This window comes from Pantoea sp. B65, assembly GCF_047308185.1.
Lineage (GTDB): Bacteria > Pseudomonadota > Gammaproteobacteria > Enterobacterales > Enterobacteriaceae > Erwinia.
In genome coordinates, this window is record NZ_JAHXPU010000044.1 from 15,203 (window position 1) to 30,720 (window position 15,518).

Annotated in this window: 11 protein-coding genes; 7 read left to right on the forward strand and 4 right to left on the reverse strand. The window is 55.4% G+C overall.

Translation table 11 applies throughout. The features are described 5' to 3' along the window. The first annotated feature begins 149 nt into the window (after window positions 1-149). Window positions 150-2,801, forward strand: a complete 2,652-nt coding sequence (ppc, locus tag JWF83_RS22680; RefSeq protein ID WP_413652774.1) for a phosphoenolpyruvate carboxylase — start codon at window positions 150-152, stop codon at window positions 2,799-2,801. Between the two features lie 86 nt (window positions 2,802-2,887). Here ppc and metF read toward each other — a convergent pair whose 3' ends face one another. From metF to metB, 3 genes are all read right to left on the reverse strand, one after another. After that, entirely contained in the window at window positions 2,888-3,784 is an 897-nt protein-coding gene (metF, locus tag JWF83_RS22685; RefSeq protein WP_413652775.1) for a methylenetetrahydrofolate reductase, read from the reverse strand. A gap of 214 nt (window positions 3,785-3,998) precedes the next feature. Next, entirely contained in the window at window positions 3,999-6,434 is a 2,436-nt protein-coding gene (locus tag JWF83_RS22690) for a bifunctional aspartate kinase/homoserine dehydrogenase II (RefSeq protein ID WP_413653040.1), read from the reverse strand. A 2-nt stretch (window positions 6,435-6,436) separates the two neighbouring features. Beyond that, on the reverse strand, window positions 6,437-7,597 hold the full coding sequence (gene metB, locus JWF83_RS22695) for a cystathionine gamma-synthase (protein ID WP_413652776.1): 1,161 nt from the start codon (window positions 7,595-7,597) through the stop codon (window positions 6,437-6,439). A gap of 337 nt (window positions 7,598-7,934) precedes the next feature. Between metB and metJ the strand changes: the two genes are divergently transcribed. Next, window positions 7,935-8,252, forward strand: a complete 318-nt coding sequence (gene metJ / locus JWF83_RS22700) for a met regulon transcriptional regulator MetJ (protein ID WP_013200201.1) — start codon at window positions 7,935-7,937, stop codon at window positions 8,250-8,252. Between the two features lie 162 nt (window positions 8,253-8,414). On the opposite strand, the gene rpmE is transcribed toward metJ, so the two are convergent. Continuing rightward, the gene (gene rpmE / locus JWF83_RS22705; RefSeq protein ID WP_413652777.1) at window positions 8,415-8,630 is read right to left on the reverse strand and encodes a 50S ribosomal protein L31; all 216 of its coding nucleotides are present in this window, start codon (window positions 8,628-8,630) and stop codon (window positions 8,415-8,417) included. Window positions 8,631-8,847: 217 nt separating this feature from the next. Here rpmE and priA point away from each other — a divergent pair, with 217 nt between their 5' ends. From priA to hslU, 5 genes are all read left to right on the forward strand, one after another. After that, window positions 8,848-11,043: a primosomal protein N' gene (priA, locus tag JWF83_RS22710; RefSeq protein WP_413652778.1), complete on the forward strand. Its 2,196-nt coding sequence runs from the start codon at window positions 8,848-8,850 to the stop codon at window positions 11,041-11,043. Window positions 11,044-11,250: 207 nt separating this feature from the next. Further along, complete coding sequence (gene cytR / locus JWF83_RS22715) at window positions 11,251-12,285, forward strand: DNA-binding transcriptional regulator CytR (protein ID WP_413652779.1); 1,035 nt, start codon at window positions 11,251-11,253, stop codon at window positions 12,283-12,285. 182 nt (window positions 12,286-12,467) lie between these two features. Then, window positions 12,468-13,442: a cell division protein FtsN gene (gene ftsN / locus JWF83_RS22720; RefSeq protein ID WP_413652780.1), complete on the forward strand. Its 975-nt coding sequence runs from the start codon at window positions 12,468-12,470 to the stop codon at window positions 13,440-13,442. 89 nt (window positions 13,443-13,531) lie between these two features. Next, a complete protein-coding gene (gene hslV / locus JWF83_RS22725) occupies window positions 13,532-14,062 on the forward strand; it encodes an ATP-dependent protease subunit HslV (protein WP_004154863.1) in 531 nt (176 codons plus the stop codon). Between the two features lie 11 nt (window positions 14,063-14,073). Next, entirely contained in the window at window positions 14,074-15,405 is a 1,332-nt protein-coding gene (hslU, locus tag JWF83_RS22730; protein WP_413652781.1) for an HslU--HslV peptidase ATPase subunit, read from the forward strand. Window positions 15,406-15,518 lie beyond the last annotated feature (113 nt).

The following is a 15,518-nucleotide window of genomic DNA, read 5'->3' on the forward strand; positions in this document are numbered from 1 at the left end:
AAATTTCATAAATTACCGTCATTTAGCGGCAGGATGCCGCATGTTTAAGGCATTTGACGAATGGATAGTTACATGGCTAGATAAAAGACGAAGTTATGCCCGTAAGGGTGAAATAAAGTTACAGAAAATATAAGGGTGTCAGGGGTCATATGAACGAACAATATTCCGCAATGCGAAGTAATGTCAGTATGCTCGGCAAACTGCTCGGGGATACTATAAAGGATGCGCTGGGAGAGAACATCCTTGATCGGGTGGAAACCATCCGCAAACTCTCCAAGTCATCCCGTGCGGGAAATGATGCCGATCGTAAGGAATTGCTCAATACGCTGCAAAACCTGTCGAATGACGAATTACTGCCGGTCGCCAGGGCTTTCAGTCAGTTTTTGAACCTGGCCAATACCGCTGAGCAATACCACACTATCTCGCCAAAAGGCGAAGGCGCCAATAATCCGGAGATGCTGGCCAGGGTGTTTGATCGCCTGAAACTGCAGCCCGATCTCACTGAAGAGGCTGTCCGTGAAGCCATTGAGTCGCTATCACTGGAACTGGTGCTGACTGCACACCCGACTGAAATCACCCGCCGCACCCTGATTCATAAACTGGTCGAAGTCAATACCTGCCTTAAGCAGCTCGACCATAATGACCTCTCGGACTATGACCACAGCCAGATTATGCGCCGCCTGCGTCAGCTGGTCGCCCAGGCCTGGCATACCGATGAGATCCGTAAGTATCGCCCGTCGCCGGTCGACGAAGCCAAATGGGGCTTTGCCGTGGTGGAAAATAGCCTGTGGGAAGGGGTACCTGACTTTCTGCGTGAGCTGAATGAGCAAGTAGAAGCCGCCTTTGGTTACAAACTGCCGGTCGACTTTGTCCCGGTGCAGTTTACCTCATGGATGGGCGGCGACCGCGACGGCAACCCGAATGTCACCTCTGATATTACCCGTCACGTGCTGCAGCTGAGCCGCTGGAAAGCCACCGACCTGTTCCTGCGCGATATCGCGGTACTGGTTTCCGAGCTGTCAATGTCGGAATGTACCCCGGAAGTACGCGAGCTGTGCGGCAATCCGGAAGCGCTGGAACCGTACCGCGAAATTATGAAGCATCTGCGCAGCCAGTTAACCAATACCCAGGCTTATCTGGAAGGGAAACTGAAGGGCGAACGCCCGACCCGTCCGGCTGACCTGCTGGTTTCCAACGACCAGCTGTGGGATCCGCTGTATACCTGTTATCAGTCACTGCAGGCGTGCGGCATGGGCATTATCGCCAACGGCCAGCTGTTGGATACCATGCGCCGCGTAAAATGCTTCGGCGTGCCGCTGGTGCGTATCGATATCCGCCAGGAGAGCACCCGTCATACCGAAGCGATTGCCGAAGTCACACGCTATCTCGGTCTCGGCGATTACGAAAGCTGGTCAGAAGCCGATAAACAGGCCTTCCTGATCCGCGAACTGAACTCCAAGCGTCCGCTGTTGCCACGTCAGTGGGAACCCAGCGCCAACACCCATGAAGTGCTGGAAACCTGCCGCGTCGCCGCACAGGCGCCAAAAGGCTCAATCGCCGCTTATGTTATTTCCATGGCGAAAACCCCGTCTGACGTGCTGGCGGTACATCTGCTGTTAAAAGAAGCCGGTATTCCGTTCGCGTTACCGGTAGCGCCGCTGTTTGAAACCCTTGATGACCTGAACAACGCTAACGACGTGATGAGCCAGTTGTTAAGTATTGACTGGTATCGCGGCTTTATTCAGGGCAAACAGATGGTGATGATTGGCTATTCTGACTCGGCGAAAGACGCCGGTGTGATGGCCGCCTCATGGGCACAGTATCAGGCGCAGGATGCACTGATCAAAACCTGTGAGAAAGCGGGCATCGCCCTGACGCTGTTCCATGGACGTGGCGGCACTATCGGCCGTGGCGGCGCGCCTGCGCAGGCGGCACTGCTGTCACAACCCCCAGGCAGCCTGAAAGGCGGCCTGCGCGTCACCGAACAGGGTGAGATGATCCGCTTTAAATATGGATTGCCGGAAATCACCATCTCCAGTCTTTCGCTGTATACCGCGGCGATCCTGGAAGCAAACCTGCTACCACCACCGGAGCCGAAGAAAGAGTGGCGCAACATTATGGACCAGCTGTCGCAGGTCTCCTGCGACATGTACCGTGGTTACGTGCGCGAAAATGCGGACTTTGTGCCCTATTTCCGTTCCGCGACCCCGGAGCAGGAGCTGGGTAAACTGCCGCTCGGTTCACGCCCGGCAAAACGCCGCCCAACCGGCGGCGTCGAGTCACTGCGCGCCATTCCATGGATTTTCGCCTGGACGCAGAACCGTCTGATGCTGCCCGCCTGGCTGGGTGCCGGCGCCGCGTTGCAGAAAGCGATGGAGGAAGGTCATCAGGATCAGCTGGAAACCATGTGCCGTGACTGGCCATTCTTTTCCACTCGTCTTGGCATGCTGGAAATGGTGTTCTCGAAAGCCGACCTGTGGCTGGCGGAATATTATGATCAGCGCCTGGTGGATAAATCACTGTGGCCGCTGGGCAAACAGCTGCGCGATCAGCTGGATTCCGACATTAAAGCGGTACTGACCATTGCCAATGATTCACATCTGATGGCCGACCAGCCGTGGATTGCCGAATCCATTGCCCTGCGCAACGTCTATACCGATCCGCTGAACGTACTACAGGCCGAACTGTTACATCGTTCGCGCCGGCAGGAGGAGCTGGGAGGTGAACCGGATGCCCATGTCGAGCAGGCGTTGATGGTGACCATCGCCGGTGTGGCGGCGGGGATGCGCAATACCGGTTAATAGCCAAAGGGAGCCATTAATGGCTCCCCTGCAGGCATTTTGTACGGGCGGCATTTATGCCGCCCGTTGTCTTTACGCCGTCCGATTTATGATGCTGCTGCCGGGCGCACACCCAGCGTATGACAAATCGCGTAGCTCATTTCAGCACGGTTCAGGGTATAGAAATGGAAATCCTTCACCCCTTCACGGCTGAGGATCTTCACCATATCCATCGCCACATTGGCCCCGACCATTTTGCGTGTCTCCGGGTCATCATCCAGCCCTTCAAACATCGCGGTCATCCAGCCCGGCACCCGGACATTGGTCATGGTGGCAAAACGCTGTAACTGCTTAAAGTTCGATACCGGCAGGATCCCCGGCACGATTTCCACATCAATCCCCGTCGACACACAGCGGTCGCGGAAACGCAGATAGCTTTCGACATCAAAGAAGAACTGGGTAATGGCGCGATTGGCGCCGGCATCGATTTTACGCTTCAGGTTGATCAGATCCGCCTGGGCGCTTTTCGCTTCCGGATGTACTTCCGGATAAGCCGCCACGGAAATATCGAAGTCACCGACCTCTTTTAACAGCGCCACCAAATCCGCACCGTACATTTCCGGCTTGCCGCCGCCTGGTGGTAAATCACCACGCAGCGCCACAATATGGCGAATACCGTTATTCCAGTAATCCTGGGCGATGGTACGCAGTTCATCACGGGTAGCGTCGATACAGGTCAGATGCGGCGCGGCTTCAAGGCCGGTACGCTCTTTAATCCCTTTGATAATGCTATGGGTACGGTCACGTTCGCCGGAGTTCGCGCCGTAGGTCACGGACACAAATTTGGGTTTCAGGCTGCTTAAGCGATCGATTGAGCTCCAGAGCGTCTGTTCCATTTCACTTGTGCGCGGCGGAAAAAATTCAAAAGAGACATTAATCTGCCCGTTCAGCTCTGCCAGACTTTGATTTAATGCTTCGCGCTGGTTGGCGTGAAAAAAACTCATACCCTATACCTCATCAATCGCTTCATGTAATTATGACTGCGTAAGTTGAACATCCATACGTTTAGACGTCCAGACACTCAAAATGACGGATCCGGGTTAACTCGTCAACAGAAAAATGATCAACATGCGTGACAAATTCTCACTGAAGATGAAAGAAATTCATCATGGCAGTCAGAATGTGCAATGACCGGACATTGTCCGGTCATCATCAGTGCTACAGCAGTTGCGCCAGGCGATTGATATCGGACTGAATGGCGCCAGCGGTGACATCACGCCCCGCTCCGGGACCACGGATAACCAGCGGATTATCACGGTACCAGCGGCTCTCAATAGCAAATACATTATCACAAGGCAGCAATGAAGCCAGCGGATGCTCCGGGCGTACCGCTTCGACGCCAACCCGTGCTTTACCGTTGGCGTCGAAACGCGCGACATAGCGCAGGACCAGCCCCAGCTCCTGGGCCGCTTCCAGCCGCTGCACCATTTGATCGTTCAGCACATCGCCATTTTCAAAAAAGTGATCGACTGAATCGCTTTCACAGCCCGCTGGCACCAGCGATTCTACCCGCACCTGATCCGGCTCGATGTTATAGCCCGCTTCACGCGCCAGAATCACCAGCTTGCGCATCACGTCCTGGCCGGAGAGATCGACGCGCGGATCCGGCTCGGTTAAACCCTGCTGCCATGCCTGATCCACCAGCTCGGTAAAAGGCACCGTGCCATCAAACTGCAGGAATAGCCAGGAGAGCGTGCCGGAGAAAATACCACTGATGGCCAGAATACTGTCGCCGCTTTCACGCAGATCGCGCACGGTATGGTTAACCGGCAACCCGGCGCCGACCGTCGCGTTATACAGCCAGTGACGGCCGGTCTTAGCAAAGGCATCGCGGATCTGCCGGTAAGTCTGGCTATCTGAGGCGCCGGCCACCTTGTTGGCGCTAATCACATGAAAACCGTAGCTGGCGAAATCAAGATACTGCCCGGCCAGCGGCGTGCTGGCAGTCACATCCAGCACCACTAAATCGTCAAACGGATGCGCGCGCATCCACAGGAACAGGGATTCTTCATCCTGCTCCACGGCTTCATCTTCAAAGAATGCCAGCGCACGGCTGGCATCCAGCCCGTCATAGCTCAGCAGGCTGCGGCGACTATCCACCACGCCAGCCAGCAGAAATTCAAAACCGGTGCGCGCCGAGAGAATTTCACGCTCGCGCGCAAACAGTTCCAGCCAGCGCGAACCGATATTACCTTTGCCAAACAGCATCAGGCCAATCCGTTTCTCCGCGCGAAACAGCGACTGATGCAGCCCCTGAATCAGATGCTCCGTCGGACCGACGCGCAGTACCGCCACCAGGCTAATACTCTCTTCCGATTGCCAGACAAACTCCACCGGCTGATCTTTAATCTGCTGCCAGAAGCGGTGACTGTGCAACGGATTGCGGCTGACGCCCGCGCCGACCAGCGCCACCAGCGCCAGACCGTCACGCAACTGCAAATGACCCGGTAAACCGGCATCCTGCAAAATATCCAGCGCGCTGTTCACCACTTCTGAGGTATAGCACAGCTGCAGCAGGTTACGATCCGGATGAACCCCGGTAGCCAGCGGACGCACCTGCGCGCGTTTCAGCAGCAGGTCGATCTCTTTATGCAGCGCGGCAAAATCATGCTGCGGCGGCACCTGAAACTCAATCAGACAGACATCATCATGGCTGGTGACAATCCGCGCGCCGGTGCCGGAGGCCAGCACGCGCTCGATACGGGTTGAGCCCTGCTCTGGCTGATAACTACAGCGCAGTTGCAGATCGATATCACTGCCGGAAACCGGCTGCAGGGTACGGGTATGTAATACCGGTGCCGCTAAACGCGCCAGCTCGCTGGCCTCATCCAGGCGCAGCAACGGCAGCAGGCAGGCATCTTTGACCTTACGCGGATCAGCGCTGTAAACCCCGGCAACATCACTCCAGATAGTGACGCGGGAAGCGCCAGCCAGCGCGCCAATTTGCGTGGCGGAGTAGTCGGAGCCATTACGCCCCAGCAGCACGGTTTCCCCTGCCTCATTGCGGCAGATAAAACCGGTCACCACCAGACGCTTATGCGGATGCTGCGCCATCAGCTGCTGTAGCAGCGGCCAGGATTTACCCTCATCCACCTGCGGCTGCGCGGCGCGTTCAGCGCGCAGAAAATCACGCGCATCCAGCCAGCTGGCCTCGATATCGCGCTGATTCAGCACGGCGGCCATCAAACGCGCCGACCAGATCTCACCGTGCCCCACCACTTCCGCGTACACCGCATCGGTGACTTTACCGTCCAGCAACACCGCCAGCCTTTCCAGATCCTGAATAAATGTGGCGATCATCGGTTCAGCAAATTCAGCAGGCAGCAGACCTGTAATCAGTTCACTCTGATAACGACGCAACGCCTGTTGCACCTGATGAGCTGACAGACGATCGCTCTGGCTGAGTTTCAGCCAGCTAATCAGCTGGTTAGTGGTGCTACCGGCGGCTGACACCACCATCAGATCACCCGGCTGGCTGTAATCCGCCACAATACCGGCTACGCGCTGGTAACATTTGGCGTCAGCCAGACTGCTGCCGCCAAATTTATGCAATTGCCGCGCGTTATGCGTCCCTGCTACTGCTGAAATACTCATCATTACCTCTCGGCCGCTACCCGGAATGCATTATCCAGATCGGCTATTAAATCTTCGTGATCCTCAATTCCGACAGAAATTCGCAACAGCGTTTCTGAAATTCCCGCTTCAGCCCGCGCTTGCGCCGACATGCCCGCATGCGTCATGGTTGCGGTATGGGAGATCAGACTTTCCACGCCGCCCAGCGATTCTGCCAGGGTAAAGAGTTCCAGCGCTTTCAAAAAGCGACGCAGCCTCTGCTCATCGCCATCCAGCTCAAAACTTAACATGGCGCCAAAGCCGCGTTGTTGACGTACCGCGTATTGATGCCCGGTATTTTCCGGCAGCGAAGGATGATACAACTTTTTCACTAAAGGTTGTTGCTTCAGGTAATCAACTATTGCCAGCGCATTACGCTGTGCCGCCGCCATACGCGGCGCCAGCGTGCGCATACCGCGCAGCAACAGGTAGCTGTCGAAAGCCGCGCCGGTCACGCCGATATTATTCGCCCACCATGCCAGTTCGGTGGCGGTTGCTGCCTCTCTGGCAATCACGGCGCCGGCAACCACATCCGAGTGGCCATTCAGGTATTTGGTACAGGAGTGCAACACCAAATCAGCCCCCAGCGCCAGCGGGTTTTGCAGTGCCGGACTCATAAAGGTGTTATCCACCACGCTGACCGCCCCCACTTCCCGTGCCGCCTGACAAATCGCCGCGATATCCACCACGCGCAACAGCGGGTTGCTTGGGCTTTCAATCAGCACCAGCTTCGGTTTTTCCGCCAGCGCCGCCTGCAAGGCCGCAGCGTCATTCTGGTCGACAAATTTCACGCGATAAGCGCCGCGTTTGCTCATGCTGTCGAACAGGCGATAGCTGCCGCCGTAACAGTCATGCGGGGCAACCAGCAGATCGCCAGGTTTCAGGAACACCGTGCACACCAGATGGATCGCCGACATACCGGTGTTGGTCATCACCGCGCCCGCGCCGCCTTCCAGCTCCGCCAGGGCGCGCTGCACCACATCGCGCGTCGGATTGCCACGACGGGAATAGTCATGGGCACGCGGCTGATTAAAGTCGGTAAAATTATAAGTACTGGAGAGATGAATCGGTGGGACAACGCAGCCATATTGCTCGTCATCATTCAAACCGCTGCGTACTGCGATGGTTGCCTGTTTACGCGTCATGGTGCTCACTGTTCCTGACTGGGAGATAAATGAAGAGTGACAGAATAGCATTACAGAAATAGACGTCAATACATCTGGACATCTAAATGTCTTTGCGTATAGATTGAGCAAAGACATAATAACCGCTAAGATTACGCGGTATATATGATGCCCGATAGCTGGCAAAACGCATCTGCAATTTGAAAGATTAAGGGCAACGTTGTCTGAAATCCACGCGCCTCACCATTGGATGTTACGCAGAAAATGCTGACATTTATTAGTGAGCAGCGGCAAGATCGGGCATAATTATCTGATTTCCGGCATTTCCACTTTTAAATGATAATGATTAAGGTAACCCATGGCTGAATGGAACGGCGAATATATCAGCCCTTACGCCGAGCACGGTAAGAAGAGCGAACAGGTTAAGAAAATCACAGTTTCTATTCCCTTGAAAGTTCTGAAGATTTTAACCGATGAGCGCACACGTCGTCAGGTGAATAATTTACGTCACGCGACTAATAGTGAGCTGCTGTGCGAGGCGTTCCTGCACGCGTTTACTGGTCAGCCGCTACCGGATGATGTCGATCTGCGTAAAGAACGTAGCGATGAAATTCCCGAAGAAGCAAAAGCAATTATGCGGGAAATGGGTGTCGACCCCGATACCTGGGAATATTAATCCTCTTTCAGTACTCCACGGGCGGGCATCTGTTTCCAATAAGATGTCCGCCCGTTGCCTTTTCCCGCCGCTAAGCGGCTGCGGCTGGCGGGCTGAATGTCAGCCATAAAAAAACCCGGCCGAAGCCGGGTTTTTCTTATTAACAAAACCGCCGGGGTTCTATTAAGCTTTGCTGCCTGGGATGCTGAAACGCTTGTTAAAGCGGTCAACACGACCACCGCTGGCAACGTCACGCTGCTTACCGGTGTAGAACGGGTGGCACTGGCCACAAACGTCCAGGTTCAGGTCGCGACCCACGGTTGAGCGGGTTTTGATTTCGTTACCGCAAGAACATTTAGCAGTAATTTCAACGTAATTTGGGTGAATACCTTTTTTCATGGAGAACCTCAGTTAAGGCCGTGTCGCTCTCCCGTGCCAGGAAATTTCCTGCACCGGCACCACACGAAGATTAAAAAAATTAGGTGTCATTGATACTGAAACACGGTATCAAAGGCGGCGAACTATACAGAAAATCGCCAGCCACTGCAATCGGATCCGCACATTGCAGGCCACACAGTGTACACTATCTCGTCATTTTTTTCATCCGGATGAATTCATGCCCGTTGTTCAGGTCGCGTTGCCCGTTCCACTTGCCCGCAATTTTGATTATCTGCTGCCCGAGCACCTGCATGTGGTCGTCGGGGGGCGGGTCAGCGTGCCTTTTGGCAAACGCAACGCGATCGGCATTGTAGTGGGTCTCAGCGAAAACAGTGATTTTCCCGTCGATCAGTTAAAAGCAGTGCATGAGGTTCTCGATCACCATTCGCTGTTCCCGGCATCACTGTGGCGCATCCTGCTATGGGCAGCGGACTATTACCATTTCCCGTTGGGCGAAGTGCTATTCCACGCCCTTCCGGTGCTGTTGCGCCAGGGCAAACCGGCGCAGGAAGCGCCGCTGTGGCAGTGGTTTATCACCGAACTGGGACGGGAAACCGCGCCTGAAAGTCTGAAGCGCGCGCCAAAACAGCAACAGGCGCTGGCCGCCCTGCGTCAGCGTCCCCTCTACCGCCATGAAGTGACGCAGCAGGAGATGACCGACGCCACCCTGCAGGCGATGCGCGCCAAAGGCTTGTGCGAACTGCGTGAACACCAGCGCGCCGCTGAGGACTGGCGTACCACTTTTGCCGTCAAGGGTGAACGTCTGCGCCTGAATACCGAACAGGCCACCGCCATCGGCGCGATCCGCAGTGAAGATGATCACTATGCTGCCTGGTTGCTGGCGGGGATCACCGGTTCCGGTAAGACCGAGGTGTATCTCAGCATCCTGGAAAATGTGCTGGCCAGCGGTCGCCAGGCACTGATTATGGTGCCGGAAATTGGCCTGACGCCACAAACTATTGCCCGCTTTCGCGAGCGCTTTCACGCCCCGATCGACGTATTGCACTCGGCGCTGAACGACAGCGAACGCATGGCCGTCTGGCTGCGGGCGCGCAGCGGGCAGACCGCCATTGTGATTGGCACCCGCTCTTCACTGTTTACCCCGTTTGCCCGCCTTGGGGTCATTGTTATTGATGAAGAGCACGACAGCTCTTACAAGCAGCAAGAGGGCTGGCGCTACCAGGCACGAGATCTGGCGGTGTTTCGCGCCCGTGAAGAGGACATTCCGATTGTCATGGGTTCAGCAACGCCGGCGCTGGAAACCCTGCAAAATGTGCAGATGGGTAAATATCGCCAGCTGAAGCTCAGTAAGCGCGCCGGTAATGCCCGTCAGGCCACCCAGCAACTGATCGATTTAAAAGGCGTGAAGCTGGAAGGCGGCCTGGCGCCGGCCCTGATCCAGAAAATCCGCCAGCATCTGCAGGCGGATAACCAGGTGCTGCTGTTCCTCAATCGCCGCGGCTTCTCCCCGGCATTGCTGTGTCACGAGTGCGGCTGGATTGCCGAATGCCAGCGCTGCGATCACTACTACACCCTGCACCAGAATCAACGCCAGTTGCGCTGCCACCACTGCGACAGCCAGCGGCCGGTGCCGCATCAGTGCCCGCAGTGCGGTTCGACGCATTTGGTGCCGGTCGGTCTGGGGACAGAACAGCTGGAGCATAATCTGTCGGCGCTCTTTCCCCAGGTGCCGCTGTCGCGTATCGATCGCGATACTACCAGTCGTAAAGGGGCGCTGGAGCAGCATCTGAATGAGGTGCATCGCGGCGGCGCGCGCATTCTGATCGGCACCCAAATGCTGGCCAAAGGTCATCACTTTCCGGATGTTACGCTGGTGTCACTGCTTGACGTCGATGGCGCGCTGTTTTCTGCCGATTTCCGCTCCGCCGAACGCTTTGCCCAGCTCTACACCCAGGTTGCGGGCCGCGCCGGCCGTGCCGGCAAGCAGGGCGAGGTGCTATTACAGACCCATCATCCCGACCATCCGCTATTACAGACCTTAATGCATCTCGGCTACGATGCGTTTGCCAGCCAGGCGCTACAGGAGCGCAAGACGGTATTTTTACCGCCATTTACCAGTCACGTGCTGATCCGCGCCGAAGATCACGACAATCAACAGGCCGCCGCCTTCCTGCATCAGTTACGCAACCTGTTTGAAGCCAGTCCGCTAAAAGATGAGGCGTTATGGGCCATGGGGCCGGTACCCGCGCTACTGGCAAAACGTAGCGGGCGCTATCGCTGGCAGCTATTACTGCAGCACCCTTCGCGCGCGCTGTTGCAGCGCCTGTTGAAGCACAGTTTACCGCTGGTTAACACCCTGCCACTGGCGCGCAAAGTGAAATGGACGCTCGATGTGGATCCCACTGAAAGCTGAGAGCTGGCAGACAACAGCAAGGGTTGTGCGAGCAGGATCGAAAAAAGTCGCACAAGTCACACTTTTTATGCAAATTAAGTAACAGGACCCCGACACAATCTGTTAAGAATGTGATGACCACCAGCAAATGTCGCCGATCGTTGCGATGATAGTTCGAAGAAAATTCCAGTTAGTCAGGTCAGCCTCGCTGGCGTGAGGAGAGAAGCGTTGGAGCACAATCAAGAGACAACGGCAGCCACCATGAAAGACGTGGCTGAAAGAGCAGGCGTATCAACGGCCACCGTGTCACGCGCACTGATGAACCCGGAGAAGGTTTCAGCCGCAACACGACAAAAAGTGGAGCAGGCAGTGATCGAGGTCGGCTATTCGCCGCATGCGCTGGCACGCAATGCCAGGCGCAGCGAATCGCGTACTATTCTGGTCATTGTACCGGATATCTGCGATCCCTTTTTCAGTGAAATCATCCGTGGTATTGAAGTCACTGCCGCACATGAGGGCTATCTGGTCTTGATTGGCGACTGCGCCCATCAGAATCAGCAGGAAACCTCCTTTTTAAACCTGATGCTGACGCGGCAAATCGATGGCATGGTGCTGCTCGGCTCACAGGTGCCTTTTGATACCGGGGTCGAGGAGCAGCGTAATCTGCCGCCAATGGTGATGGCCAACGAGTTTGCCCCGGAGCTGGAACTGCCGACGGTACATATTGATAACCTGACGGCTGCTTTTGAAGCAGTTAATCATCTGCATCAACTGGGGCATCGTCGCATCGCGTGTATTGCCGGGCCGGAAGAGATGCCGCTCTGTCAGTATCGCCTGCAAGGCTATATTCAGGCATTACGTCGTAACGGTCTGGCGGTTGAGCCGGAATATATTGTGCGCGGGGACTTCACCTTTGAGGCAGGCGCTGCGGCATTAAAACAGCTAATGGCGCTGCCGAAACCTCCTGAGGCGCTATTCTGCCATAGCGACATTATGGCGCTCGGCGCCATGTCGCAAGCCAAGAGTATCGGCCTGCGCGTGCCCCAGGATCTGTCGCTGGTTGGCTTCGACGATATCGAGCTGGCACGTTACAGCGACCCGCAACTGACCACGGTGGCACAGCCGCGTTTTAATATTGGCCGTGAAGCGATGCTGCTGTTGCTGGAGCAGCTGCAGGGGAAAGTTGTCAGTAATGGTTCGCGCCTGCTTGATTTTGAATTAAAAGTCCGCGGCAGTAGCGCACGCGCCGCTCGTCAGAAATAACCGGTAACTTTCCGCCGGATTTAAGATTCAGCCTATTCCTGGACGACTCACTGCTGGTCAAACTTCAAGCCCTTGAGTAACATGGCGGGCTAATAGCCGGGCTCATAAAGTGCTGACTTTTCGCGCGCATTGCAGAATTTTGCCCGGCGTGCATTTTCTTATTTGATATTAGCGGAACGATAGTGGCACAAAAAGATTATGTAGGCCGCGGGCGTTCGACAGGGACGCGGCGCAAAAAAAGCAACAGCCGCAGCAAAAAACGCAGCAGTGGCTCAGGTGTTTCCAAATTAATGGTGGTACTGGCAGCAGCCGTATTGATCAGCTTTGTCGGTGGCCTGTGGTTTCTCGCTCACCATAAGAAAGACGATACGCCGGTTATTCCCGATCATAAAGCCGTAGGTAATGGCCTGCCGCCAAAACCGGAAGAGCGCTGGCGCTATATCAAAGAACTGGAAAACCGTCAGATTGGCGTACCGACACCAACAGAACCCTCTGCTGGTGGTGAAGTGCATTCGCAAACGCAGCTGACCGATGAGCAGCGTCAGTTACTGGAACAGATGCAGGCCGATATGCGCCAGCAGCCAACCCAGCTGAATGAAGTGCCGTGGAACGAGCAAACGCCGGCGCAACGTCAACAGACAATTCAGCATCAGCAACAGCAACAAGTTCAGCAACAACAAGTTCAGCAGCAACGTTTACTGCAGCAACAGCAACAAGTTCAGCAACAGCATATGCTGCAACAGCAGGCGCAGCAACAACATATGTTGCAGCAAAACCAACTGCAGCAGCAGTCGCGTATGCAGCAACAGCAACAGACGCAATCCGCTGCGCCGGTCGCGCCGGTCACGCGTGAACCGGTACGTCAGGCACCGCCGGTACAGACCAGTAAAGTGCAGGAACCGGCGAAAGCGAAAGAAGAAAAACCGAAAGCGCAAAGCTGGATGGTGCAGTGTGGTTCATTCAAAAGCACCGACCAGGCTGAGTCCGCGCGCGCAGCACTGGCGTTTGAAGGCTTTGAGAGCCGGATAACCACCGGTGGCGGCTGGAATCGCGTGGTGGTTGGTCCGTATAACAATCGTGCCAGCGCCGACAGTACGCTGAAACGCCTGCGTGGTTCTGGTCACTCAAACTGTATTCCCCTCGCCATCGGGGGTTGAAACCCGTCAAACTCGCCCCATATCTTGTTGCATAATGCCCCGTACCGCATGTTCGGGGCCATCTTCCGACTGCAACAAGGGGTCTGCCCGTGACAACAATAGTAAGTGTACGACGCAACGGCCAGGTAGTGATTGGCGGCGATGGCCAGGCTACTCTCGGCAATACCGTGATGAAAGGCAACGTTAAAAAAGTGCGTCGTCTCTATAACGACAAGGTCATCGCTGGTTTTGCTGGCGGCACTGCAGATGCCTTCACCCTGTTTGAACTGTTTGAACGTAAACTGGAAATGCACCAGGGTCATCTGGTAAAAGCCGCAGTGGAACTGGCGAAAGACTGGCGTACCGACCGTATGCTTCGCAAACTGGAAGCTTTACTGGCCGTCGCCGACGAAAACGCCTCACTGATTATCACCGGTAACGGCGACGTCATTCAGCCCGAAAACGATCTTATTGCCATCGGTTCAGGTGGTCCTTACGCTCAGGCGGCTGCTCGTGCGCTGCTGGAAAATACCGATATTGGCGCACGCGATATCGTGGAAAAAGCGTTGGGCATTGCAGGTGATATCTGCATTTACACCAACCACAATCTCACTATTGAAGAACTACCGTCCAAAGCGTAAGGATCCTAACTATGTCTGAAATGACTCCGCGCGAAATCGTCAGCGAACTGAACAGATTTATCATCGGCCAGGACGGCGCTAAACGTGCTGTGGCAATCGCCCTGCGTAACCGCTGGCGTCGCATGCAACTGGACGAAGAGTTACGTCATGAAGTGACGCCAAAAAATATTCTGATGATCGGCCCAACCGGCGTCGGTAAAACTGAAATCGCCCGCCGCCTGGCCAAACTGGCGCACGCGCCTTTTATTAAGGTTGAAGCGACCAAATTCACCGAAGTTGGCTATGTCGGGAAAGAAGTGGATTCGATCATCCGCGATCTGACCGATGCCGCACTGAAAATGGTGCGTATGCAGGCGATTGATAAAAACCGCTATCGTGCTGAAGAGCTGGCAGAAGAACGCGTACTTGACGCCCTGATCCCACCGGCGAAAAACAACTGGGGTCAGCCTGAAGCTGCAGCAGAACCCTCCGCTGCGCGCCAGTCGTTCCGTAAAAAGCTGCGCGAAGGCCAGCTGGACGATAAAGAGATCGAAATCGATCTCGCGGCCTCACCGATGGGCGTAGAGATTATGGCGCCTCCGGGTATGGAAGAGATGACCAATCAGCTACAGTCGATGTTTCAGAATCTGGGCGGCCAGAAGCAGAAGGCGCGCAAGCTGAAAATCAAAGAAGCCATGAAGCTATTGGTGGAAGAAGAAGCGGCAAAACTGGTGAATCCGGAAGAGCTGAAGCAAGAGGCGATTGACGCCGTCGAACAGCACGGGATCGTGTTTATCGATGAGATCGACAAAATCTGTAAGCGCGGTGAGTCTTCCGGTCCGGATGTTTCGCGTGAAGGTGTACAGCGCGACCTGCTGCCATTGGTGGAAGGCTGTACCGTGTCGACCAAACACGGCATGGTGAAAACCGATCATATTCTGTTTATCGCCTCCGGCGCCTTCCAGGTGGCCAAACCTTCCGATTTGATTCCGGAACTGCAGGGTCGTCTGCCGATTCGCGTCGAATTGCAGGCGCTGACCGTCAATGACTTTGAACGTATTCTGACCGAGCCTAACGCCTCGATCTCCGTACAGTACAAAGCGCTGATGGGCACCGAAGGGGTTAATGTTGATTTTACCGCCGACGGTATTCGTCGTATCGCCGAAGCGGCATGGCAGGTTAACGAATCCACCGAAAATATCGGTGCGCGTCGTCTGCATACCGTGCTGGAGCGTCTGATGGAAGATATCTCCTATGACGCCAGCGATCGCCATGGTGATTCCATCACTATCGACGCCGAGTATGTCGGTAAGCATCTGGATGAACTGGTTGCTGACGAAGATCTGAGCCGTTTTATTCTGTAACGGATCGCGATCGCGACAGTGTTTAAGATGCTCGCGCGCAGAGGCGGCAGTAATGCCGCCTGTACCGCTCAGCCCCCTGCCATCCCTAAGCTACGGCCCGCTTTTTAAGGCCG